Source organism: Mycobacterium sp. BK086 (assembly GCA_004362315.1).
Lineage (GTDB): Bacteria > Actinomycetota > Actinomycetes > Mycobacteriales > Mycobacteriaceae > Mycobacterium.
On the sequence record SNWL01000003.1, the window covers coordinates 1,723,656 to 1,747,471 of the forward strand.

The 23,816-nt window shown below is 66.6% G+C and carries 23 protein-coding genes; 10 read left to right on the top strand and 13 right to left on the bottom strand.

Features of this window, described 5'->3' with window-relative positions; genetic code table 11:
* Positions 1 to 45: 45 nt before the first annotated feature.
* Together EV580_RS08595 and EV580_RS08600 are read left to right on the top strand one after the other, a co-directional pair.
* Positions 46 to 477 carry a MarR family winged helix-turn-helix transcriptional regulator gene (locus EV580_RS08595; RefSeq protein WP_133690608.1) on the top strand — a complete coding sequence of 144 codons (432 nt, stop codon included), beginning with the start codon at positions 46 to 48 and terminating at the stop codon, positions 475 to 477.
* Positions 474 to 2,066, top strand: coding sequence for a phospho-sugar mutase (locus EV580_RS08600; RefSeq protein WP_133690609.1), 1,593 nt, complete (start codon positions 474 to 476; stop codon positions 2,064 to 2,066). Before EV580_RS08595 ends, EV580_RS08600 begins: the two co-directional genes overlap by 4 nt.
* Here EV580_RS08600 and upp read toward each other — a convergent pair whose 3' ends face one another.
* Both upp and EV580_RS08610 read right to left on the bottom strand, forming a co-directional pair.
* Positions 2,067 to 2,690, bottom strand: a complete 624-nt coding sequence (gene upp, locus EV580_RS08605; RefSeq protein WP_133690610.1) for a uracil phosphoribosyltransferase — start codon at positions 2,688 to 2,690, stop codon at positions 2,067 to 2,069.
* Between the two features lie 22 nt (positions 2,691 to 2,712).
* Positions 2,713 to 3,285 carry a YdcF family protein gene (locus EV580_RS08610; RefSeq protein WP_133690611.1) on the bottom strand — a complete coding sequence of 191 codons (573 nt, stop codon included), beginning with the start codon at positions 3,283 to 3,285 and terminating at the stop codon, positions 2,713 to 2,715.
* A 44-nt stretch (positions 3,286 to 3,329) separates the two neighbouring features.
* On the opposite strand from EV580_RS08610, the gene satS reads away from it, so the two are divergent.
* Positions 3,330 to 4,595, top strand: a complete 1,266-nt coding sequence (gene satS / locus EV580_RS08615) for a protein export chaperone SatS (RefSeq protein ID WP_133690612.1) — start codon at positions 3,330 to 3,332, stop codon at positions 4,593 to 4,595.
* 4 nt (positions 4,596 to 4,599) lie between these two features.
* On the opposite strand, the gene EV580_RS08620 is transcribed toward satS, so the two are convergent.
* A complete protein-coding gene (locus EV580_RS08620) occupies positions 4,600 to 6,072 on the bottom strand; it encodes a PE-PPE domain-containing protein (RefSeq protein WP_133690613.1) in 1,473 nt (490 codons plus the stop codon).
* Between the two features lie 308 nt (positions 6,073 to 6,380).
* Here EV580_RS08620 and EV580_RS08625 point away from each other — a divergent pair, with 308 nt between their 5' ends.
* From EV580_RS08625 to EV580_RS08635, 3 genes are all read left to right on the top strand, one after another.
* Positions 6,381 to 6,980 (top strand): class I SAM-dependent methyltransferase, encoded by a 600-nt coding sequence (locus EV580_RS08625; RefSeq protein WP_133690614.1) that lies wholly within the window; start codon positions 6,381 to 6,383, stop codon positions 6,978 to 6,980.
* 103 nt (positions 6,981 to 7,083) lie between these two features.
* On the top strand, positions 7,084 to 7,929 hold the full coding sequence (locus tag EV580_RS08630; protein ID WP_133690615.1) for a phytanoyl-CoA dioxygenase family protein: 846 nt from the start codon (positions 7,084 to 7,086) through the stop codon (positions 7,927 to 7,929).
* Positions 7,926 to 8,948 carry a Gfo/Idh/MocA family oxidoreductase gene (locus tag EV580_RS08635; RefSeq protein WP_133690616.1) on the top strand — a complete coding sequence of 341 codons (1,023 nt, stop codon included), beginning with the start codon at positions 7,926 to 7,928 and terminating at the stop codon, positions 8,946 to 8,948. The genes EV580_RS08630 and EV580_RS08635 overlap by 4 nt, the downstream gene beginning before the upstream one ends.
* Here EV580_RS08635 and EV580_RS08640 read toward each other — a convergent pair.
* The 4 genes from EV580_RS08640 to EV580_RS08655 all read right to left on the bottom strand — a co-directional run bounded on the left by EV580_RS08640 (position 8,920) and on the right by EV580_RS08655 (position 15,045).
* A complete protein-coding gene (locus EV580_RS08640) occupies positions 8,920 to 12,093 on the bottom strand; it encodes an MMPL/RND family transporter (protein ID WP_133690617.1) in 3,174 nt (1,057 codons plus the stop codon). The two genes, EV580_RS08635 and EV580_RS08640, sit on opposite strands and share 29 nt — an antisense overlap.
* A gap of 155 nt (positions 12,094 to 12,248) precedes the next feature.
* Positions 12,249 to 13,337, bottom strand: coding sequence for an adenosine deaminase (locus EV580_RS08645; RefSeq protein ID WP_133690618.1), 1,089 nt, complete (start codon positions 13,335 to 13,337; stop codon positions 12,249 to 12,251).
* Positions 13,337 to 14,635 carry a thymidine phosphorylase gene (locus EV580_RS08650; protein WP_133690619.1) on the bottom strand — a complete coding sequence of 433 codons (1,299 nt, stop codon included), beginning with the start codon at positions 14,633 to 14,635 and terminating at the stop codon, positions 13,337 to 13,339. The genes EV580_RS08645 and EV580_RS08650 overlap by 1 nt, the downstream gene beginning before the upstream one ends.
* Positions 14,632 to 15,045 carry a cytidine deaminase gene (locus tag EV580_RS08655; RefSeq protein WP_133690620.1) on the bottom strand — a complete coding sequence of 138 codons (414 nt, stop codon included), beginning with the start codon at positions 15,043 to 15,045 and terminating at the stop codon, positions 14,632 to 14,634. The genes EV580_RS08650 and EV580_RS08655 overlap by 4 nt, the downstream gene beginning before the upstream one ends.
* A gap of 178 nt (positions 15,046 to 15,223) precedes the next feature.
* On the opposite strand from EV580_RS08655, the gene sdhC reads away from it, so the two are divergent.
* From sdhC to EV580_RS08675, 4 genes are read left to right on the top strand one after another with little or no spacing between them, the layout of a single operon-like run.
* Complete coding sequence (sdhC, locus tag EV580_RS08660) at positions 15,224 to 15,610, top strand: succinate dehydrogenase, cytochrome b556 subunit (protein ID WP_166654617.1); 387 nt, start codon at positions 15,224 to 15,226, stop codon at positions 15,608 to 15,610.
* Complete coding sequence (locus tag EV580_RS08665; RefSeq protein WP_133690622.1) at positions 15,607 to 16,068, top strand: succinate dehydrogenase hydrophobic membrane anchor subunit; 462 nt, start codon at positions 15,607 to 15,609, stop codon at positions 16,066 to 16,068. The genes sdhC and EV580_RS08665 overlap by 4 nt, the downstream gene beginning before the upstream one ends.
* Positions 16,069 to 16,081: 13 nt before the next feature.
* Positions 16,082 to 17,836 carry a succinate dehydrogenase flavoprotein subunit gene (sdhA, locus tag EV580_RS08670; protein ID WP_133690623.1) on the top strand — a complete coding sequence of 585 codons (1,755 nt, stop codon included), beginning with the start codon at positions 16,082 to 16,084 and terminating at the stop codon, positions 17,834 to 17,836.
* A 1-nt stretch (position 17,837) separates the two neighbouring features.
* Complete coding sequence (locus EV580_RS08675) at positions 17,838 to 18,608, top strand: succinate dehydrogenase iron-sulfur subunit (protein WP_133690624.1); 771 nt, start codon at positions 17,838 to 17,840, stop codon at positions 18,606 to 18,608.
* Here EV580_RS08675 and fadD1 read toward each other — a convergent pair.
* From fadD1 to EV580_RS08705, 6 genes are read right to left on the bottom strand one after another with little or no spacing between them, the layout of a single operon-like run.
* Positions 18,592 to 20,172, bottom strand: coding sequence for a fatty-acid--CoA ligase FadD1 (fadD1, locus tag EV580_RS08680; protein WP_133690625.1), 1,581 nt, complete (start codon positions 20,170 to 20,172; stop codon positions 18,592 to 18,594). The genes EV580_RS08675 and fadD1 overlap by 17 nt on opposite strands.
* Positions 20,169 to 20,582, bottom strand: coding sequence for a Zn-ribbon domain-containing OB-fold protein (locus tag EV580_RS08685; protein ID WP_133690626.1), 414 nt, complete (start codon positions 20,580 to 20,582; stop codon positions 20,169 to 20,171). The genes fadD1 and EV580_RS08685 overlap by 4 nt, the downstream gene beginning before the upstream one ends.
* On the bottom strand, positions 20,582 to 21,784 hold the full coding sequence (locus EV580_RS08690) for a thiolase family protein (RefSeq protein WP_133690627.1): 1,203 nt from the start codon (positions 21,782 to 21,784) through the stop codon (positions 20,582 to 20,584). The genes EV580_RS08685 and EV580_RS08690 overlap by 1 nt, the downstream gene beginning before the upstream one ends.
* Positions 21,781 to 22,218: a MaoC family dehydratase gene (locus tag EV580_RS08695; RefSeq protein ID WP_133690628.1), complete on the bottom strand. Its 438-nt coding sequence runs from the start codon at positions 22,216 to 22,218 to the stop codon at positions 21,781 to 21,783. Before EV580_RS08695 ends, EV580_RS08690 begins: the two co-directional genes overlap by 4 nt.
* On the bottom strand, positions 22,215 to 22,712 hold the full coding sequence (locus tag EV580_RS08700; RefSeq protein WP_133690629.1) for a MaoC family dehydratase: 498 nt from the start codon (positions 22,710 to 22,712) through the stop codon (positions 22,215 to 22,217). The genes EV580_RS08695 and EV580_RS08700 overlap by 4 nt, the downstream gene beginning before the upstream one ends.
* Positions 22,709 to 23,815 carry an acyl-CoA dehydrogenase family protein gene (locus EV580_RS08705; protein ID WP_133690630.1) on the bottom strand — a complete coding sequence of 369 codons (1,107 nt, stop codon included), beginning with the start codon at positions 23,813 to 23,815 and terminating at the stop codon, positions 22,709 to 22,711. Before EV580_RS08705 ends, EV580_RS08700 begins: the two co-directional genes overlap by 4 nt.
* Position 23,816: the final 1 nt, after the last annotated feature.

Below are 23,816 nucleotides of genomic sequence, written 5' to 3' on the forward strand. Positions count from 1 at the left end.
TTTCAAGCGAGATTCATCACTGACTAACAAGGTATAACTTGCAATATGACCGTAAGCATCGCGCCATCGGCCGCAGCCACCGAGTTGCGGGAGGCCATGATGGCACTGGCCCGGCAGCTCCGCAGGCATCGTCCCGACAACGGGCTGACACTCAGCCAGCTCGAGGTTCTCGGCGAGGTGAGCCGGGCCGGAGTCACCACACCGGCCGAGATAGCCACCCGGTTGCAGGTCCGCGTCCAGTCGCTGACCGACAGCATCAACGAGCTCGACTCCCGCGGACTGCTGTCCCGCCGGCCCGACGACACCGACCGCCGTCGTCAGCTCATCGAGCTCACCCCGGAGGGTCTGGACCTGCTTCTGCGCGACCGGGCCCAGCGCGACGCCTGGCTGCAGGAGTCGATGCGCGACAACCTCTCCGAGCTGGAGTTCAATCTGTTGATGCTCACCGCGCCGATACTGCGCAAGCTGGTCCCGTGATCCCCGAGGACTGGATCGCCCACGACCCCGATCCGGTCACCGCCGCCGAGCTGGCCGCGCTGGATCCCGCCGAGCTCACCGCGCGCTTCGCCCGACCGCTGGCCTTCGGCACCGCCGGGCTGCGCGGACCGGTGCGGGGCGGGCCCGATGCGATGAACCTCGCGGTGGTGCTGCGGGTCAGCTGGGCGGTATGCCAGGTGCTGGCCCGTCGGGGCTTGAACGGTGCGACGGTCGTCGTGGGCCGAGACGCCCGGCACGGATCGGCACCGTTCGCGCACGCCACTGCTGAAGTATTTGCCGCCCATGGTTATTCGGTGATCACTTGGGAGCACCCGGTACCGACCCCGGTCGTCGCGTTCGCGGTCCGCCATACCGGCGCCGCGGCCGGCGTACAGATCACCGCATCACACAATCCGCCGGCAGACAACGGCTACAAGGTGTATCTCGACGGCGGCCTGCAGATCATCTCGCCAACCGACCGCGAGATCGAGGCTGCGATCGCCACCGCGCCGCCGGCCGACCAGATCCCACGACGGGCGGTGCAACCTGCCGACGAGACTCTGGTGGACGCGTACGTGGCCCGTGCGGCGACACTGCGGCGAACGAGCCAGGGCAAGCCGCGGATAGCGCTGACCGCCATGCACGGGGTGGGCGGCGAGCTCGCTGTGCGCACGCTGCACGCGGCCGGATTCGACGATGTGCACACGGTGGCAAGCCAATTCGCTCCGGATGCGAATTTCCCCACCGTGCCGTTCCCGAACCCGGAAGAACCCGGTGCCGCCGACGCGCTGCTGGAGCTGGCCGCCCAGGTCGGCGCCGACGTCGCCGTCGCACTGGACCCGGACGCCGACCGGTGTGCGGTCGGCATCCCCACGCCCGACGGCTGGCGAATGCTGTCCGGCGACGAAACCGGTTGGCTATTCGGCGATTACATCCTGTCGAGCCTGCCACCCGAGCAGGCCGCCACCAGCGTGGTGGCCAGCAGTGTGGTCTCCTCGCAGCTGCTCGGCTCGATCGCCGCCGACCACGGGGCCCGGCACGTCGAGACCCTCACCGGTTTCAAATGGCTCGCCCGCGCCGACGCCGACCTGCCCGGCCGCACCCTCGTATATGCCTACGAGGAGGCCATCGGCCATTGCGTCGACCCGTCGGCCGTCCGCGACAAGGACGGCATCAGCGCCGCGGTTGTCGCTTGCGACCTGGTGGCACACCTTGCCGCACAAGGTGATTCGATGACCGGCGCACTTGACCGCATCGCCATGCGACACGGCGTACACACCACGGCCGCGGTATCACGGCGGGTGGCCGATCCCGGCCAGGCCGCGGCGATGATGGCCCGCCTACGCACCACGCCGCCGACCGAACTGGCGGGCTTTCCGGTGCGGGCCACCACGCAGGCCGATGCGGTATTCCTCACCGGCGGCGACCCGCAGACGTCGATCCGGGTGGTGGTCAGGCCCTCGGGCACCGAGCCGAAAGTCAAGTGCTACACCGAGGTTGGCCAGGCTGTCAGCACGGATCTGGCGCAGGCACGCAGGCAGGCCGCAGCCATCCAGGACAGCCTGCTGGAGTCGGTGCGGAGCTGGTAGTCAGCGCGGCCCGAATTGGCGATCACCCGCATCGCCGAGACCCGGCACGATGTAAGCGATCTCATTGAGGCCGTCGTCGATGGTGGCGGTGAACAGACGCGCGTTCGATGCGACTTTCTCCACCGCGGCAATACCTTCCGGTGCACACACCACACAGACCACGGTGATGTCGCGCGCACCGCGCTCGTGCAGCAGCCCGATCGTGTAGACCATCGAACCCCCGGTGGCCAGCATCGGGTCGAGCACCATGACCGGCTGATCGCTCAAGTCGTCGGGCAGTGACTGCAGGTAGGGCGTCGGCTGATGGGTGGTCTCGTCGCGGGCCACGCCGACGAATCCGACCTGAGCCTCGGGGATCAGCGCACTCGCGGTGTCGACCATCCCCAACCCGGCCCGCAGGACGGGTACCAGCAGCGGCGGGGCGGCCAGCCGCGAGCCGGTGGTTTCGGCCATCGGAGTGCGAATGGTGACGTCCGCGCACCGCGCATCGCGGGTGGCCTCGTAGACCAGCATGTGGGTCAGGTCGGCAAGCGCGGAACGGAAGGCGGCGTTTTCGGTGCGCTCGTCGCGCAGGGTGGTCAGCCGCGCCTTGGCCAGCGGGTGGTCGATCACGCACACATCCATGCGCAGAGACTGTAGTGAGGTATCAGCCGATATTGCAGCCGAGCACGAATGCCTTGACCAACGCGGCGTACTGGTAGGCGTACTGCACGGCCCACCCCCACGGCGTGTAGTCATATTCGCGCGGCACCGGCCGCCTGGTGACGCTGCCGCCCCAGCATTGGCCGAAGATGTAGCTGGCCCGCACCATGTGGAAATTCCAGGACACCAGGATCACGTGATTCCAGTTGTGCTGCTTGGCAAGTCGAGCCAGAAACATCGCCTCGCCGCGTGTCGTGAACGGCGACGGAGTGAAGCAGATGACACTGACCGTTGCCGTGCCGGAGGCACATGCCCGCTCGTAGTCGGGCAGGTCCGCCGGTTTGTCGTTGTAGGAGTTGGACAGGATGACGGTGTTCGCGTAACCCTGCTCTGCCAGGCTCAGGCCGTACTCCAGACGGCCGTCGTTGTCACCGCCGAGCACGATGATCGCGTCGGCTTTGGCCAGCGGGTCGATGTGTGGACGATTGAAGAGGAAGTATCCGGTGCCCCCCAGGACACCGCCGGCCCCCAGGCCGATGGCCGCCACGATCGCGAGCGCGCGACCCCATGTCCCCACGGGGGGCAGGTTACCGGTCAGCAAGCGTCGTTAGGCTGTGCGGCATGGCTGCTGAGCTCGTTCCGGTCCGCATCGGCGTGACCGCTGGTGACCTGTACACGTTGTGGGCGCCCCGCTGGCGCGACGGCGGCGACGAGTGGGAGGCGTTCCTCGGCAAGGACGAGGACCTGTTCGCCTTCGAATCGGTGGCCGACCTGACCGCGTTCGTGCGCACGAATACCGACAACGACCTGGCCGATCACCCGGCGTGGGAGGACCTGACCGAGGCCAACGCCCACAAGCTGGAGCCCAAGAGTGACCGCGAAGTCGACCTGATCTCCGTCGAGGAGCTGCTGTCGGAAAAGCCCACCGAAGAGTCGGTGACCGCCCTGGCCAACACGATGGCCGTGGTCTCCTCGATCGGTTCGGTGTGTGAGCTGCCCACAGTGACGCGCTTCTTCAACGGCAACCCCAACCTGGGGCTGCTGTCCGGCGGCTTCGAGCAGTTCAGCGGCAAGCCCGGCCTCAAGCGCTGGAGCGTGGTCGGTGAGATCGTCGGCCGCGGCTGGGACGGCGTGCTGTCGGCGATCGACGAGGTCATCTCCACCCCCGAGGTCGACGAGCGAGCGGCCAAGGCCGCCGCGGCCGAGCTCGACGAGCCCTACGAGGAAGAGGACGAGGTCGAGGAGTCGACGGCCGCTGAGGTCGACGAGGACGCCGCCGAGGATGCTGACGACTCGGATCTCGACCGGGCACCGCAGGACCGGGTGGTGCTCGGTGGCGATGCCGACTTCTGGGCCGAGGTCGGCATCGACCCGGTGCGCATCACGCTCGGCTCGGGCACGGTGTACACGCTGCGCTGCTACTTCGACGACCGGCCGATCTTCCTCGGCCGCAACGGCAGGATCAGCGTATTCGGCTCGGAGCGCGCGCTGGCCCGCTCGCTGGCCGACCAGCGCGACCACGATCTCGCGGATCTGAGCACGTATGACGACATCCACACCGCGGCCACCGACGGCTCGCTGCGGGTCGACGTCACCGAGGACAACATCTACATGCTGACCGGCCTGTCGGACGACATCTCCGACGGACCCGACGCGGTCGACCGCGACCAGCTGGAACTGGCCATCGAATTCGTTCGCGACGTGGGCGACTACTCCGAAGAGGACGTCGTCGACAAGCTCTTGGCCGAGGATCGTGCGCTGGGCAAGCTGGTCGCGTTCGTGCTCGACCCCGAGGAGAACTCCCGACCTGCCGGGCCGTACGCGGCCGCGGTGAAGGAGTGGGAAGAGATCGAGCGGTTCGTAGAGTCGCGGCTGCGCCGCGAGTGATCCCCTAGGAGCTCGCGCCGGCGCTGGCCTTGGCGCGCTTGGAGCCCCCCACGCCGTTGTTGTGCTTCGAGGACGTGGAGCTCGAGCCTGACGACGAGTTGCTGTCGCTGCCGGTCGAGGCGGCCGCTGCCGCGGTCTTCTTGGCCGTCGTCGTCGGCTTTGTCGTCAGCGATGCGTGCGGCTTGAAGCCTGCGACCGATTTCGTGGTCGTCTCGGTCTCCGTCGTCTCTGCCGACGACGTCGACTTGGCCGCGGCCGTCGTGTCCGTCGCTGCGGCCGAGCTTGTCGACTCGGTGGTGTCGGGCTCGGTGTAGGTGACGTCGGGACCACCAACGCCGTAGGGGCCGGGACGCGTCGTCCGGAACGGGCGCACGCCGAACAGATCCTGGATGCCGTTGTCCAAACCGGTCGGAATCGAGATCGCCAGGTTCTTGGCGAACTTGACCGGATTGGGGAAGTAGAAGACGTTCCACGACGTCGGCACGCCCGGGCTGGTGGTGCGGTCGTAGGCCGATTCGACCATCACCCGCAGCGGGGCGTCGAGAGTGTCAGCCAGCGCATGTCCGAGCGGCCCGAGATTGTTCAGCGGCATCAGCAGCGGCAGCACCGGGGTGGAGATCAGGTAGTAGTGCGTGTCGCCGTACTGGCCCTGATCGACGACGCCCGCATCCGTCAGCGTGGTGTCGTCGTAGGTGCCGCCGAGATGCAGGTAGTCGACGCCCATCATCGCGTTGGCGACCGCCAGCAGGTTCAGCGGATTGACCGGGAAATCCGACCAGCCGTCGTACTGCGCGGCGATGTCGACCGTGTCGTACTGCGTATCGGTCGGAGTGGATCCGTTGAAGGTCGATCCGCCGAAGGGCAGACCAAGCGGGATCGTGACGCCCTCGGGCCCGCGGGCCAGGAACCCGCCGTTCGGGCGGTTGCCGTTGGCGATCAGCACGAAGCTGACGTCGGGGCCCTCACCGGGCGCGTATTCGGCTGCCAGCGCCCGCTTTTCGAGTGTGGAGATCGTCGAGCTCTGCGAGAAGCCGTAGACGACGAACGTGTCACCCGGAGCCGGCGCCACCGAATCCACCTGGTCGTTGTATTCGCACGACGACGCGCCCTTGATGCAGTTGTCCAGATTCTGCCGGCCCAGTGCGACCGACTGGTCGAAGGTCAGGGTGCCGTTGTTCGGCGCGGACTGCTCCGGGGTGATCACCGCGACCGCGTTGTAGGGACCGGACGGGATGCCGGTGCCCAGCGTCGACGCGGGATCGACATAGTTGCCGACCGCACCGGCCAGGTAGTTCTGGACGAACTCGTCGGTGTCCTCGGTCGGCGACAGCGAGTGACCGGTGCCGCCCATCACCAGAACCGTGGTGCCGGTGAGCAGAAGTTTGAACGCGGCACTCGTGGTGGTCAGCAGGACGAACGACAGGAACGCTGCCAACGCGGCGACTGCCACTGCGGTGCTGCGAGCTGCTAGGCGCATATTCGGGCCACTCCCCTTATCCCCGCCAACACCGAGCACGACGAACCGGCGCACCCGCCCCCGACTAGGCCTGAAATACTGTATCAGCAAAGCCCAAAATGAGGACCCGGCCGAAGAGTCGTCCGCAATCGCCAGGTTTCGGACCCAACCGGCTACCACGCAACCCGTCGTATTGCCGACGTGAGAACCGGGCGACGGGGGTCACCGGCAAACCCACGACACGGCACGCCGACGCGGGCCCGCTGGACTTTGCCGACTAGCGGCTCGCGCCCGCAAACCCGAGCCGACGGGGTGCTAACCTTTCTCGGGTGAGTCGAGTCCACATCCCGAAGTTGGGGATCATCGCCGCACTGCGCCGTAAGACCGACGTCAAACGCTGGGCCGATACCCGCAATCTCTACTCGGATTGGGAACCGCGCACGCAGCGGGCCGCGGAGTTGGTCCCCCCGGGCAGCCGCGTGATCGAGTTCGGTGCAGGCACCCGCACCCTCGAGAAGCATCTCGACCCGTCGTGCACCTACACGCCGTCCGATCTCGTCGACCGCGGCCCGGGCACGCTCGTCTGCGACCTCAACGAACCTCCGCTGCCCAACCTGGGCAAGGACACCTACGACGTCGCCGTGATCATGGGCGTTCTGGAGTACCTGCGCGACGTCCCGGGAGTGCTCGACTGGCTCTCGACATACGTGCCGCGCGCCGTGATCTCCTACGGCTGCCCGGACAGCAACGATCAGTTCCAGCGCACCAAGCTCGGAGCCGTCGACCGGATCAGCCGCGGCTGGCTGAACAGCTACCTCGAAGAAGAGATTCGGACGCTCTTCCGCGAGCGGGGCTACCAGAGCGAGCACGAAGAGAACTGGGCAAACGTCGACGGGTATCAGCACCGGCTGTTCGTCTTCGCCAAGTAGGTCGTGCCGGTCACCGCGTCACTATCCGGTTGCAGGTGACTTCCGGCCCTCGCAGCCAGCACCGATAGCCTGTAGCGTGGGACCGCTGAGGGAGGTATCACACGTGACGTCGACACTGACTGTGACAGATCTGCTGGCAAACGAGGGCATCGCCGATCTGACCGGACTATGGCCGGTCGAGATGGTCGAAGACTGGAACCGCCGCCTCGATCCGATCTTCGCCGGGACCGACGGTGAGCGACGGTCATACGCGAGCGCCGACGCGCTGGCCGAGACCGGGATTTTCGCCGAGTTGTTCAGCGAGCCGGTCCGTCAGGTCATCGCCGGCATCCACCCTTCGGCTCTGCTGTACCACTGCCACAGCTATGAGATCGCCGCCAATCAGGGCCGGCCGCACATCCACCGCGACAAGCCGCTGGGCTGGCATCGCGATACCGAGACCATCGGCGCCTACACCGTCGACTTCCCGTCGTTCATCAGCATCTTCATCCTGCTGTCGCCGGTCGGCGAGGGCGATGGCGCCTTCGAGTTCTACCCGCACCGGCCCAACAAGGGCATGCGCCCCGGCGGTGACGCGGTGCAACTGGTCGGCCCGGTCGGCACGGCGGCGATGTGGAACCGCTCCTACTTCCACCGCGCATCACCGAATCGCGGCGCGCTGCGCCGCCGGGTGCTGAAGGTGTCGTTCCAGCCCGCGGGCCTGCCCAACGACCGGATCGGGCTGCAGGAGTTCTCCGACGCCAAGACACACCTGACCGATCCCGCCCTGCTCGCACTCATCGACGAAAGCCGGGTGGGCACCACCACCCCGCTGCAGGACCGCGGCGAGGTTCCGGTCGGTACCCCGATGCCCCCCACCACGAAGAACGAGCTGTCACGGGCGCAGGCGACCTACATCCGCGCCCAGACGGTCGGCTTCCGGGTGCTGGCCGCCACGGGCGTTGTGTGACGCAACCCAGTAACCGGCTGCGGGCGCTTGTCGTCGGTTCCGGATACCGAGTCCGCAACGCCTTTCTTCCGGCGTTGAACCTGTTGAATTCTCACGTCGAGGTCGTCGGAATTCATTCTCGGACTTACGAAAACGCGCGCCGCGCCGGGCAGCGATGGGGCGTGGAGGCGATCGAGGATCCGCGGGTGTTGCGCCCGGGTGATATCGACCTCGCCCTGGTATCGGTGACGGTGACCAACAACCTCGCCGTGCTGAAGTCGATCGCCCACCTGGCTCCCGGCGCCTCACTGGTGATCGACACACCCGGGGTCGGGCGCCTCGACGATCTCGCGCGGCTCTCCGTGTTCCGGAAGTGGTCGAAGATCCGGGTGGGCGAAGACTTCATGAACATGCCGCAGTACCGGTTGGTCGGCGACGCCATCCGGGCCGGAGCACTCGGCGAGGTCAGCCGAGTCTCCATGTCCGACATGGGATATCGCTACCACGCACTGGCACTGGTGCGGTCCTGGCTGGGCCTCCTGCCGCCGACATCGGCCCGCAGTCACCGGGTTCCCGGCGGCGTCAACATCGACTATCGGTTCCGTGGCGGGAAGACCGGCGAAGTGCGCGAGCCCTACCGCCAGGGCGAGGGATCGTTCACCGTCACCGGCAGCAAGGCCACCCTGACCGGGCACCCGATGGGCAATGACCTGCCGGATGCCAAGGGCGCCAAGCTTGTTCGCGTCGAGAATGCCGGCACGATTGCCGGGTTCGCCATCGACGGCCTCGACACACCGATGACGATCGACCTTCCCCATCACGCGGCGGTCAGCGCGATGGGGCTCGAGGACGACTCCGAGTTCAACCTGCTGCGCATCGACGGGTTGCGTCAGGTGATCGCGTCGCTGTGGGATACCGATCCGGTGAACGGGCGCTATGGGCTCGAAGAAGCCGTCTCCGACAATCTGGTGAGCGTTGCCGCCCGTGCCATTCCCTGGTTGCCGGCGTCGGCTATTCGGCTTCGAGGTGGAGGTCGGTAGGAGGCTCGTCCTCGTCGTCCTCGTCGAAGTCCTCGGGCAGCTCTTCGACCGGCGCGGTGTCGTCGTCGAGAACCGCCACGGCAGAAGCGGATCCAGCTGCGGCAGCCGCCGCAGCAGCCGCCTTCTTGGCCTCCGCGTACTTCACCCTCGGCGATTTGGCCGGCCACCAGTTGGCTTCACCGACCAGGACGGCCGCCGCAGGCACCGTAAGGGTGCGCACCAGGAACGTGTCCAGCAGCAGACCGACGCCGATCACGAAGCCGATCTGAGCTGCCGTGAGAATGCTGCTGACGGTCAGCGCCATCATCGAAGCCGCGAAGATCAAGCCCGCCGAGGTGATCACCCCGCCGGTAGCCCCGACAGTACGGATAACTGCTGAGCGCACACCGTATTTCGCCTCGTCGCGGATGCGCGAGATCAACAGCAGGTTGTAGTCGGCACCGACGGCGACGAGCACCATGAACGCGATACCCGGTACACCCCAGGACAAGTCCTGGCCGAGGATGAACTGGAACAACACAACCCCGATGCCCAGCGCGGCGCCGTAGGAAAGAATCACCGACAGGACCAGATACAGGGGCGCGACAACTGAGCGCAGCAGCACGAACAGGATCAGGAAGACGACGACAAGCGTCATGAACAAGATGTAGACGAAGTCGGAGTCGTAGAAGTCCCGGATGTTGGCGTTGATCGACGAGTACCCCACCATCGAGATCTCGGCACCAGCCAACTGCGTATTGGGACGGGCGGCATTCGCGGTGTCGACGATCACCTTGGTCTGATCCATCGCCGGGATACCGAACGGATTGAGCGCCGTCTGGATCAGATAGCGCGCCGAATGGCCGTCTTCGGAGACGAACAACGCGGCGGCCTTCTTGAACTCGTCCATCGTCAAGACCTGTGGGGGGATGTAGAACCCCGACATCGGCGGGTCGGCCGCCTCTCGCTTCATCGCCAACAGGAATGACGAGGCCTGGTCCAGGCCCGCACCGAGATTGCGCGTCTGGTCGACGAGGGTTTGCACACCAAGCGCGAGTTGACGACTCGCGTCGGCGAGCTGGTTGGCACCGGTAACCGCTTCGTTGAGCTTCTTCTCGACACCGCCTGGTTGGCCGACCCCGAGCGCACGGGCGGCCGCCGTGGCCTTCTTCACATCTGCGCTCAGCTGGCGGACCGACTCGTCGAGCTTCTGTGACCCATCTGTCGCGGACAGTTCGCGGGCGAATGCCTCGATGGAATGGACAGCCTCGGTATTGCTGACGTCGACGATCTTCTGCAGGTCCGATCGGGAGTTGACGCATGCGGGGTCGGCATTGCATTCCGGGCTGACATTCAGCGCGAGCACCATCGGCGTGGCCCAGTCGCTGATGCTCGTCACCCGCAGGATGCTGACGCCCAACGAGTCACCCAGGGTCCGCATGTTGGTCACCAGCGAGGCGGTCTTGTCGATCTGGTCCAGCGTCTTGGACCCACCGTATTTCTGCGACATGGCGTCCAGCGCGCTGGTCAACCCGCGGACGCTGGCGATCGATCCCACCACTTGAGTGCGGATTTGGCCCAAGACGTCGGCCATCTTGCCGGCACCGCCCGAGAGCAGGCTGAGGTTGTCGTCGTTGGTGTGGATCAGGTTGGACGCATCGCCCAGCTTGCTGCCCACTTCACCGGCCTGATAGGTCGTCTTGGCCTGCTCGAGCACCTGGCCGGTGGGCCTGGTGATACCACGGACCATGTCGATATCGGGCAGCTGCGCGATTCGCGCCGCCATCTGCTCCATATCGGCCAGCGCCTTGGGGGAACGCAAATCGTTCGGGGACTGGATGAACAGGAACTGCTGCAGCGTGCTGCTGATCGGGAAGTGCTTGTCCATCACCTCGTAGGCGTGGTTGCTCGCGGAATCCTGCGGCAGGTTCTTGCGGTCGTCGTAATTGAAGTTCATCACCGACGTGGTGGCGGCCAGCGCGCCCAGGATCAGCACGCTGGTCGTCAGCAACAGGACGGGCCTGCGGACGATCATCACGCCGGAGCGCCGCCACAGGCGCCCGGTGATATCGCGGCGCTGTTTGATCCACCCCCGCCGGCCGGCCAGCACGATGAACGCCGGCAGCAGGGTGATCGACGCCAGGAAGCCGACGAAGATGGTCACCGCCAGGGCCGGGCCCACGCTCGAGAAGATCGCCAGTTTCGTGAACGACATTCCGAGGAAGGTGATGGCGACAGTGCCCGCCGAGCCGGCGATCACCTCACCGATCGAGGCCAGCGCTTCCACCAGGGCGTCGTCCGACGCCAACCCGGTCTTGGTGAGCTCCTGATATCGGCTGTACAGGAAGACGCCGTAGTCGACACCAGCGCCCATGATCATGCCGGTCATCAACATGATGGTCTGCGGGCCCAGCCCCAACCCGAGTTCACCGAGGCCCGCCACGGTCTGCTGGGAAACCACCAGCGAAACGCCGATGGTGAGCAAGGGCATCAGCATGGCGACCAGGCTGCGATACACGATGACCAAGATCGTGAACACCAGCCCGACCGTCGCGATTTCGATCATGAACTGGTCGTTCGCGCCAATGACGGTCAAGTCCTCGAGCGTCGAGGCGCCGCCCACCACATTGACCTTCAGCGACGAATTCTTGCTCTCCTCGTTGACGACTTTGAGGACAGCGCGATAAGACTCCTGGCCGTCGGGGGCGCCCATCGTGCCGGACATGCTGACCGGCAGGTTCCAGGCCTTCCCGTCCTTGCTGGTCATCACCTCTTTGAGTTCCGGGATCTTCACGAAATCCTGGAGTGAGGTGACGTGCTTGGTGTCTGCCTTGAGTTTGTCGACGATCCGCCGGTAGGTGTCCTCGTCGGCCGAGGTCAGGCCGTTTTCGTTGCTGAGGATGACCGCGGCGAAATTGCCCGCGTTGGCCTCGTGAAAGGCCTCCTGCATCTTGTGGGCGGAGACCAGCACCGGAGCGTCTTGGGGCAAGAAATCCGGGGGGTTGCGGGCGGCGACGACGGACAACGGCGCGATGAGGGCCACCAGGGCGCCCGCCAGAACTAGCCAAGCGGCGATCACGAGCACTGGGTGGTGAACGATCGCCCGACCCAAGCCCGTGAAGAACCTACGTGCTGACACGCCCTTGAAAACGGCGCGCTTGGACATCACACCAAGTTACATCGCGCAAACGCGCGGACATGTATCACGAGGTGACGAGGCAATTCGTGGCGAGCGCAGGCCCGCGACTCGGATCGTACGCCCGCTTCGTGAACCAAGCGCGGCGGGAATGGCCGGGAGTGCCTGGCCGCAGCTAGCTCGCGTCAGCCGACCAGCACCGCGTACCGGGGCTTGATCACCTCGTCGATGATGGCCAGTCGCTCGTCGAAGTGGATGAACGCCGACTTCATCGCGTTGATGGTGAACCGTTCGAGATCGCTCCAGCCGTAGCCGAACGCCTCGACAAGGCGCAGCATTTCCTGGCTCATCGTGGTGTCGCTCATCAGTCGGTTGTCGGTGTTGACCGTGACCCGGAACCGCAGCCGGGCCAGCAGATCGAAGGGATGGCTGGCGATACTGGCCACCGCACCGGTCTGCACATTGGAGCTCGGACACAGCTCCAGCGGAATCCGCTTGTCGCGCAGGATCGCGGCCAGCGGACCCAGCCTGGCCGTCCCGTCGGGCAGCACCTCGATATCGTCGACGATGCGCACCCCATGGCCCAGCCGATCAGCGCCGCAGTAGGCCAGCGCCTCGTGAATGGACGGCAGGCCGAAGGCCTCACCGGCATGAATCGTGAAGCGCGCGTTGTTGGTTCGCATGTATTCGAACGCGTCGAGGTGACGGGTGGGCGGGTAGCCCGCTTCGGCGCCCGCGATGTCGAAGCCCACGACTCCCTTGTCCCGGAACCGGATCGCCAGCTCGGCGATGCCCCGGGAGCGGGCGGCGTGCCGCATGGCGGTCACCAGGCAGCGCACCACGATCGGACGCCCGGCCGCGGCCGCGGCCTTTTCTCCGTCGGCGAAACCGGCCAGCACCGCGTCCACCACCTCGTCGAGGGACAGACCGCCGTCGATGTGCAGTTCGGGGGCGAACCGCACCTCGGCGTACACCACGTTGTCGGCGGCCAGGTCCTCGACACATTCGAACGCCACCCGGTGCAGGGACTCGGTGGTCTGCATGACCGCGACGGTGTGGGCGAACGGCTCGAGGTAGCGCACCAGCGACCCGCTGTGCGCGGCGGTGCGGAAGAACTCGGCCAACCCGGCCTCATCGGTGGCGGGCAGCCCGTCGTAGCCGATGTGCTCGGCGATTTCCAGCACCGTGGCCGGGCGCAGCCCGCCGTCGAGGTGGTCGTGCAGGAGCGCTTTGGGCGCCTGGCCGATCATGTCGAGGGTCAGCGGTGTGGGCATCAGGCGATCCGATCGATGATCAACGGCCGGGCATGACGGTGGTGATCGACGACGGACCAGGACCCCTCGAGTTCGCCCATGGCCGCGGGAATCCGCTCACGGGTGTCGGTGTAGAGGGTGAAGAGCGGCTCACCTGCGGAAACCGGTTCGCCGGGGCGGCGGTGCAGACGAACGCCTGCGCCGGATTGCACGCGTTCTCCCGGGGTGGCCCGGCCAGCGCCGAGCCGCCACACCGTCAGCCCCATCGCCATCGCGTCGATGTCCCCCATTGTGCCGCCTCGCGGGGCCAGCACGGTCTCGGAATGAACACCGATCGGAAGCTGTGCGTGAACATCTCCGCCCTGTGCGCTCACCAGCGCGCGGAACGTGTCCATCGCGGTGCCGTCGCGCAGGGTCTGCGCCGGGTCGCGATCGTCGATCCCGGCCAGGTCCAGCATCTCGGCGGCCAGCCGCAACGTCAGCTCCACCACGTCCTCGGGGCCGCCACCGGCGAGTACCTCGAGTGACTCGGCGACCTCCAGGGAGTTTCCGACCGTGCGCCCCAGTGGGATGTCCATATCGGTCAGCACTGCTCGCGTCGGGATGCTCTGGGCCAGACCCAGCTCCACCATGGTGGCGGCCAACTCCCGCGATTCGGCCTCGGTCTTCAGGAACGCGCCGCGGCCGACCTTCACATCGAGCACCAGGGCGTCGGCGCCCTCGGCCAGCTTTTTGCTCATCACCGAACTGGCAATCAACGGCAGGGATTCGACCGTGCCGGTGACATCACGCAGCGCATAGATCTTGCGATCGGCGGGAGCCAGCTCACCGGCGGCGAAGATGGCCGCGCCGATCTCCGATAATTGCTGGCGCACTTGAGATTTGGTGATCTCGGCGGTGAATCCGGGGATCGATTCCAGCTTGTCAAGGGTGCCGCCGGTATGTCCGAGACCGCGCCCCGCGGCCTGTGGAACCGTCGCACCGCAGGCGGCGACGACGGCGACCAGGGGAATGGTGATCTTGTCGCCCACACCGCCTGTCGAGTGTTTGTCCACGGTCCGCAGCGGGTGTCCGTCGCGGCGCAGATCGCTGAAGTCCAGTTTCTCGCCGGAGGCGATCATCGCCGTCGTCCACCGGGAGATCTCGGCGCGATCCATCCCGCGTAGGAAGATCGCCATCAGCAGCGCCGACATCTGCTCGTCGGCGACCCGCCCGTAGGTGTAGGCGTCGATCACCCAGTCGATGGCGTCGTCGGTCAGCCGGAAGCCGTCACGCTTGGTCCGGATGACCGTCGGCGCGTCGAATGTGAACTCCGTCACGGCTTTTCCCGTTCCACCCGGGCCAGATCATCGGGGCCGAACGCGTCGGGCAGCAGCTCGGCCAGGCGGCGCGGGCCATCGGAGTGATCGATGAGCAATTCTGGCCCACCGTGCTCGAGAAGCAATTGACGACAGCGCCCGCATGGCATCAGCGTCGCGCCGGTGGCGTCGACCACCGTCACTGCGAGCAGCCTGCCACCACCGCCGGAGACCAGTGCGCAGACCACCGCGCACTCGGCGCAGAGACCTAGGCCATATGAGACATTCTCCACATTGCAGCCGGTGACCACGCGGCCGTCGTCGACCAGTGCCGCCGCCCCGACCGGGAACCGCGAGTAGGGCGCATAGGCGTGAAGAGACACCTCAATAGCCTTGGTGCGCAATGACTTCCACTCGATTTCCGTCGTCATGTGTCGCTCACCACACCCGTACTGAATGCATTCACCAACCGCCTCGCCGACGTTGTGTTGCAGCGGCTGTTCGGCCAAATCGGTCGCCCAACCGCCTCTTATCCAGCCACGCTAGTTCTTTGGAGCCTGGAAACGGAGTTAGAGTCCACCAAAAGCAACGATGGCGTTGGAGGCGCTGATGAGTACAGTCCGGCGACGGCGCACTCTTTACCGCGGCGACCCCGGTATGTGGTCGTGGGTGCTGCACCGCATCACCGGCGCGACGATCTTCTTCTTCCTCTTCGTCCACGTCCTCGACACCGCTCTGGTCCGGGTCAGCCCAGAGGCCTACAACGAGGTCGTCGGCACCTACAAGACGCCGATCGTCGGGCTGATGGAGATCGGCCTGGTGGCCGCGCTGCTCTATCACGCACTCAACGGAGTGCGAATCATCCTCATCGACTTCTGGTGGAAGGGACCGCGCTATCAACGCCAGATGTTGTGGGCGGTGGCCGGAGTCTGGCTGCTGGTCATGGTCCCCTCGCTGGTGATCATCGGCATGCACATGGCGGAGCGGTTCCTGTGAGCGCGCCCGAGAACCGGCTCGGCCCGCCGGCCCCGATTCTGGAACGCAGCCACGACCGCCCGGCCGGGCTGGACAATCCGCGCACCCCGCGCCGTCGCGGCGGCATGCCCAATTTCGAGAAGTACGCATGGCTGTTCATGCGCTTCTCCGGCGTCGTCCTGATCTTCCTCGCGCTGGGTCACCTGTTCATCGGACTGATGTGGGACGGCGGCGTCTACCGCATCGACTTCAACTACGTCGCCCAGCGCTGGGCGTCACCGTTCTGGCAGACCTGGGACCTGTTGCTCCTCTGGCTGGCACAACTGCACGGCGGCAACGGGATCCGCACGATCATCGGCGATTACGCCCGCAAGGACTCCACCAAGTTCTGGCTGAACTCGCTGCTGGCGGTCTCGCTGCTCATCGTGCTGGTGGTGGGTACCTACGTGCTGCTGACCTTCGATCCGAACATCTCCTAGTTCCGAGGCGAAAATGATTACCGAACACCGCTACGACGTGGTCATCGTCGGCGCAGGCGGGGCGGGCATGCGCGCCGCCGTCGAGGCAGGCCCGCGGGTGCGCACCGCGGTGCTGACCAAGCTGTACCCGACCCGCTCACACACCGGTGCCGCGCAGGGCGGCATGTGCGCGGCGCTGGCCAATGTCGAAGAGGACAACTGGGAGTGGCACACCTTCGACACCGTCAAGGGCGGCGACTACCTCGCCGACCAGGACGCGGTGGAGATCATGTGCAAGGAAGCCATCGACGCGGTGCTCGACCTCGAGAAGATGGGGATGCCGTTCAACCGCACCCCCGAGGGGCGGATCGACCAGCGCCGCTTCGGGGGGCACACCCGCGATCACGGAAAGGCGCCGGTGCGTCGGGCCTGTTATGCCGCCGACCGCACCGGCCACATGATTCTGCAGACGCTTTACCAAAACTGCGTGAAGCACGATGTGCAGTTCTTCAACGAGTTCTACGCCCTGGACCTGGCATTGACCGAGACCCCGAGCGGTCCGGTGGCCACCGGCGTGATCGCCTACGAGCTGGCGACCGGGGACATCCACATCTTCCACGCCAAGGCCGTCGTGTTTGCCACCGGCGGTTCGGGCCGAATGTACAAGACCACCTCCAACGCGCACACCCTGACTGGCGACGGGCTGGGCATCATCTTCCGCAAGGGACTTCCCTTGGAGGACATGGAGTTTCATCAGTTCCACCCGACCGGTCTGGCCGGCCTTGGCATCCTGATCTCCGAGGCCGTCCGCGGCGAGGGAGGCCGACTGCTCAACGGCGAGGGCGAGCGGTTCATGGAGCGCTACGCCCCGACGATCGTCGACCTGGCCCCGCGCGACATCGTCGCCCGCTCGATGGTGCTCGAGGTGCTGGAAGGCCGCGGCGCCGGACCGCACAAGGATTACGTCTACATCGACGTGCGCCACCTCGGCGAGGACGTGCTCGAGGCCAAGCTGCCCGACATTACCGAGTTCGCCCGCACCTACCTGGGCGTGGACCCGGTCAAGGAGCTGGTGCCGGTCTACCCGACCTGCCACTACGTCATGGGCGGCATCCCGACCACGATCACCGGACAGGTGTTGCGCAACAACACCACAACCATCCCCGGCCTGTACGCCGCCGGCGAGTGCGCATGTGTGTCGGTGCACGGCGCCAACCGGCTGGGCACCAACTCGCTGCTGGACATCAACGTGTTCGGCCGCCGCGCAGGCATTTCCGCCGCCAACTACGCTCTCGGCCACGACTTCGTCGACCTGCCGGACGCACCGGCCACCATGGTGGTGAAGTGGGTGGCCGACATCCTGAGCGAGCACGGCAACGAGCGTGTCGCCGACATCCGCAGCGAGCTGCAGCAGTCGATGGACAACAATGCCGCGGTGTTCCGCACCGAGGAGACACTCAAGCAAGCACTGACCGACATTCACGCCCTCAAGGAGCGCTACGCCCGGATCTCGGTGCACGACAAGGGCAAGCGCTACAACAGCGACCTGCTGGAGGCGATCGAGCTGGGCTTCCTGCTCGAGCTGGCCGAGGTCACCGTCGTCGGTGCGCTGAACCGCAAGGAGTCTCGTGGCGGACACGCCCGCGAGGACTACCCCAACCGCGACGACACCAACTACATGCGCCACACCATGGCGTACAAGGAAGGTGCCGAGCTGCTGAGCGATATCCGGCTGGACTACAAGCCGGTGGTGCAGACCCGCTACGAGCCGATGGAGCGCAAATACTGATATGACCATCGCACCTGAGCTGAAAGAACCTGCGCTGCCGCCGATCCCGGACGGGGCGGTGATGGTGACGCTGAAGATCGCCCGGTTCAACCCAGAGGATCCCGATGCCGCCGGCTACCAGAGTTTCCGGGTGCCGTGCCTGCCTTCGGATCGATTGTTGAACCTGCTGATCTATGTGAAGAGCTACCTGGACGGCACGCTGACGTTCCGCCGCTCGTGCGCGCACGGGGTGTGCGGTTCGGACGCGATGCGCATCAACGGCGTGAACCGGCTGGCGTGCAAGGTGCTGATGCGCGATCTGCTGCCCAAGAAGGACAAACCGCTGACCATCACCATCGAGCCGATCAAGGGTCTGGCCGTGGAGAAGGACCTGGTGGTCAACATGGAGCCGTTCTTCGACGCGTACCGCGCGGTCAAGCCGTACCTGATGACGTCGGGTAATGCACCCACCCGCGAACGCATCCAGAGCCCGACCGACCGGGCCCGCTACGACGACACCACCAAGTGCATCCTGTGCGCCTGCTGCACGACCAGCTGCCCGGTGTACTGGAGCGAGGGGTCGTACTTCGGACCGGCCGCGATCGTGAACGCGCACCGGTTCATCTTCGACAGCCGCGACGAGGGCGCCGCCGAGCGTCTGGACATCCTCAACGAGGTCGACGGGGTGTGGCGCTGCCGCACGACATTCAACTGCACCGACGCGTGCCCCCGCGGCATCGAGGTCACCAAGGCGATTCAGGAGGTCAAGCGCGCGCTCATGTTCGCGCGCTGACCTGATAGCTGGTCGACCGAGCAGGGCGCTCCCACAACACGCCCGCACCGGCGGTCACGCCGGCCGCGCTCAGTTCGCGCTTGAGGATCTTGTTGGTGGCGGTCTGCGGTAAGTCGTCGTTGATGCGGACGAACCGGGGCCAGGCCTTGGGCGACAGGTCGGCCTGCGTGGCCAGGAACGCCTCGAACTGCTCAGGTGTCAGCGACTCCCCTTGGCGCAGAACAACTGCCGCCATCACCTGGTCACCAACCCGGTCGTCGGGCACGGCGTAAACGGCCACCTGGTTGAGCTGCGGCAGCCGCAGCAGGATCCGCTCGATCGGTGCGGCGGCCATGTTCTCGCCGTCGACCCGCATCCAGTCCGAGGTGCGGCCGGCCAGATAGATCCAGCCGTCGGCGTCCTTGTAGGCCAGATCCCCCGTCCAGTACATTCCGTGACGCATCCGCTCGGAGGTGGCGGCCGGGTCGTTGTAGTAGCCGGTGAAGGGGCCCGAACCCGTCGTGTTGACCAGCTCCCCGACCGCCTCGTCGGCGTTGGCCAGTGCGCCGTTGTTGTCGAAAACAGCTGTGGCACACTCGGTCACGGTGTCGGCATGGTAGATCGCGACACCACCCCAGCCTTTGCCGATCGAGCCGGGCGGGGTACCGTTCTCGCGCACCACGACGACGGCGAACTCGCTGGATCCGAAGCCATCCATGATGCGACAGCCGAACCGCCGGGAGAATTCGGCGATATCGCGCTCGGTGGCCTCGTTGCCGTACATGACGCGCAGCGGGTTGTCGGCGTCGTCGGGTTGCTCGGGGGTGGCCAACACCAGCGCCAGTGGCTTTCCGACGTAGTTCATGAACGTGACGCCGAACCGCCTGATATCGGGAAGCAGGCGTGACACCGAGAACTTCACCGGCACCATCGCCGCTCCCGCCGATGTCGCCACCGAGAAGCCAACGGCCACACCGTTGGAGTGGAACAGAGGCATCGCCAGGTAGCAGACGTCGGCGGCGGTGATGTCCATCTGGGCGACCAGGCTCATGCCGCACATCACGCTCATCGCGTGGGCGAACGGGACCGCTTTGGGGTTGCCGCTGGTGCCGGAGGTGAAGATCATCATGAACGGGTCGTTTCCACTGACCTCATGAGGGACAAGTGGTTTCGCAGCAGCCACGGCCTCGGCGTAGCGGGGTCCCGTCACGTCGATCACGGTGACGCCGGTGAGGTCGAGCCCGTCGAGCAGCGGGGCGTGGTCGGTGTCGACCAGTAGCAGCTGGCAATCCGACCGGTGGATGTCAGAGGCCAGCCCCTCGCCGCGGCGCGTGGTGTTGATCCCGCACAGTACGTATCCGCCGAGCGCGGCGGCGGCCATCGACCGCACATACGCCGGTGAATTCGTCAGCAGCGCACCGATATGCAGTGGACGCTGCGGGTCGGTCAGCGCGAGCAGCGCGGCGGCTTCGGCGGCCGCCTCGGCCAGGTATTCCCGCCACGTCCAGCTGCGCTCCGGCGAGATCACCGCGACGGTGTCGTCGTTCGCCCGGGTTCGCAGCAGCTTCTGGACGGTGTCGATCATGTGTCGGCCGGCCGGTAGCGCAACAGGGTCATGCCGGTGTCGGGAAGATCGCAGAACACCGGGGTGACGCGCATCCCGATGCGGACGGCTTCGGGGTCGACGTCCACCAGTTCGGTCGAGAACCGCGGGCCGACATCCCATTGCACCACCGCGGGCAGCTGTGGCAGCGCATCCGCCCACGGCGGGCCGGTGGGGCGACGTCCGACGGTGTAGGTGTACAGCGTTGCCGCGCCGTCGATCTCGCGCCACTCGAGGTCGTCGGCCAGGGTGCCCGGCGCCAGTGTGCGGGGATAGAACACATAGCGGTCAGCCGACGGCGAGTACTGGATGAGGATTCGGTGCTGAGCCAGGGCGTCCCAAAACGGCCGGGACACCGGGGTGGGTTCGGGGACCGGAATCGGTTCGGCCATCAGTCGCCTCCCAGCACCAGGGCCACCTGCTCGCTCATGATGCCGCCGGTGCCCGCCACGAATGCGATGTTCGCGTCGGCAACCTGGGCGGCCGCCGAGCGCCCCATCAGCTGGCGGGCGGCGTCGACGACGTGGTGCATGCCCCCGGACATCCCGGCCTGCCCGTAGGACAGCTGCCCGCCCGCGGTGTTCAGCGGGAAGTCGCCACGGAAGGTGAGGTCGTGCTCCTTGATCCAGCTCATGCCCTGGCCTTTGAGGCAGAAGCCGGCGTCCTCCAGCGTCATCAGCACGGTGATCGTGTAGCAGTCGTAGATCGAGGCGATGTCGACGTCGGCCGGCGTCAGCCCGGCCATCGCGAAGGCCCGCTGCGCCGAGCGGGCGATCGGGGTGACCATCGGATCCTGGGCGTAGGTGGTGGTCTTGAACGAGATGTGCTCACCGAAACCCTTGATCCAGACCGGCCGGTGGCGGGACTTGCGGGCCAGATCCGCGTTGGCGATCAGCACACCGGTGCCGCCGTGCACCGGCATGACGATCTCCAGCATGCGGATCGGATCGGCGATCATCGGGCTGTCCAGCACGTCGGCTTCGGTGATCGGCTTACCGTGGAACACCGCGCCGGGGTGGGCGCAGGCGTTGGTGCGCTGGTCCACCACGATCTTGGCAAGTGCCGACGGGTCGTAGCCGTACTGTGCGCCGTAGCGCTGCGCGATCTGTGCGAACGGGGCGTTCTGCCCGACGTTTCCGTAGGGGATCTCGTATTCGGCCTGTGGGGAGCCGTAGTTGTTGCTCGACGCCCCATACCAACTCGGCGCCACCGGCGGACGGCGCTCGGAGCGCGGCAGCGCCCGCGAGCCGGGCAGCACCGCCAGCACCGCGTCGCACAGCCCGAGCTCGACGGCGACGGCCGCGCGCCACACCATGGCCGCCGACGTCGCGCCGCCCAGGTCGACCCGCTCACCGAAATCGATGGGCAGCCCGAGGTATTCGGACAGGGTGGCCGGGACGAACATGTCGGATTCGGCGAGCCCGTGTGAGATCAGGCCGTTGACCACACCCGCGTCCAGCCCGGCGTCGTCCAGCACCAGTTTGGTCAGCGCCGCGTACTGATCCAGAGTGAACAGTTCGGGACGGGTGGGCTTGCGTTCGGCGGGCAGCTCGGCGATCCCGACGATCGCCGCCTCGCCGGCCAGCCTCATCAGGAATCTCCTTCCCGGAGAGGCAGTTCCACGGTCGCGGTGCCGGGCATCAGGATGTCGGATTCCCGCCGGCCCGCGATGTCCAGATCGACGAGGCCCCGGCCGCCAGCCACTCGTTTTCCGGTGACGGTGCCGCCGAAGGTCAGCTGCTGTCCGGGGAACGCCACCCCGCGGTTCTGCACCGAAAAGTCGACGAGCCTGCCCCGGCCACCGATCCAGTCGGTGATCGCGCGGGCCAGCAGCGCGGCCTGCAACGGGCCCTGCACCAGGACATCGTCGTAACCCTCGCCGTCGCGGGCGTAGTCCTTGTCGTAGTGAATACGATGCCCGTTGTAGGTCGCCGCGCTGAAGAAGAACATCTGCGTCTCATCGACAGTCACCACCAACTCGGGCAGCTCGTCGCCGGGCGTGACGTCGTCATAGAACAGCCGAGTCATGGTCGCGCGATCATCGACGTGGAGGCCTCGGCCACCAGCTCGTCGCGCTGGTTGCGGTAGACGGTGTGCCAGGTGACCAATACGAATCGCCCTGAGCGGCCCTCTTTTTCGACCACCGACTCGATGGTGCGGACCATCTCGATCTCGTCGCGATGGTAGGCAGGCAGGTGGAACGTGGTGCTCTCACCGCCTGCCATCCGGCGCGGCGCCTTCGGGAAGGCGAGGCTGCCGGAGACGGCGCCGGACGAGCCGTCGGGACGCAGACTCGACAGCGCGCTGACACCCAGAATCGCGTATTGCAGATACAGCGGCGGGCAGATGACGTCGCGGTAGCCGTTGGCGCGGGCGTACTCGGGGTCGAACCACAGCGGGTTGTCGTCACCGACCGCGGCGGCCCATCGTTGCCAGTCCCGGCGGATCACCTCGCCGGAGGCGGTGGCGGCGACCGTGCCCACTCGGGCGGCCGTCTCCGGATCGATGAGGCTCTCGGTCACTGACCGTCCTTGCGCCGCAACCGATCCGCGATCCCCGCGCGACTGATCTGGTCATCGTCCAGCCAGCCGGCGGCGATGTCGGCTCCCCCACCCAGCGTCGACAGCACCCTGGCCCGTTCCGACCACAGGTACAGATCGGTCTCGACGACGTATCCCATTCCGCCGTGCAGCTGGTGGGCGTCGAGGGTGGCCCACTTGGCGGCGGTGGCGGATTGGATTCTGGCGATGGCGGTTTCGCGGATCGCGGTGCGACCCTGACCGATCGCGTGGACCGCCGCCTGGGCCGCGAGCCGCGCCGCCGCCAGTGCGATGTGCATATCGGCCACGATGTGCTGAGCGGCCTGGAACGAGGCGATCGGCCGGCCGAACTGGTGCCGCAGCGTGGTGTAGCGCACCGTCCGCTCCATGACGGCCTCGCCGACACCGACCAGGTCCAGCGACGCCAGCGCGACCGCGGCGTTGGCCACCCGGCGCAACTCGTCGCGGCCAGGGGACGCTCCGTCGCCGAGCACGTCGTCCACGGGAACGTCGTCGAAGCGCACCACCGACGCGTGGTGACCGCCCATGAGCGCCAGCGGCCGCAGCGTCACGCCCTCGTTGCGCAGCCCGACGACGAAGCACACCGTGTTGCCGGACTTGTCGAACCCACTCACCACGATCACGTCGGCGGTGTCGGCGTCGGCGACGAAGTCGGCCGTACCGGTCAGCCGCCAGCTGCCGTCCTTGGCCTGGTCGGCACGCATGGTGGCGGTGACGTCGGAGGCGTCGTTGGGGTTCCACAGCGCGGTGGTTCCGGCGATCCGGCCCGCAGTGAGATCAGGAAGCCATCTGGCCCAAGACTTTTCGCCAGCCAGAACATACAGCGCATACCCGGCGATGACGGTGCTGTGCACCCGCATCGGGCCCAGCGCCCGACCCGCCTCGCGCGCGAAGATCGCGAGATCCGTCAACGTCCCGCCGGATCCACCATGGCATTCCGGGAGACCCAGGCCCATCACACCCGCGGCGGCCAGGTCGTTCCACAGATCGCCGCGGCCTGCGCTCAGCAGCCCACGGAGGCTGGCCGCCAGATCGCGCTCATCCTGAGAGGCAACGAGTTTCATA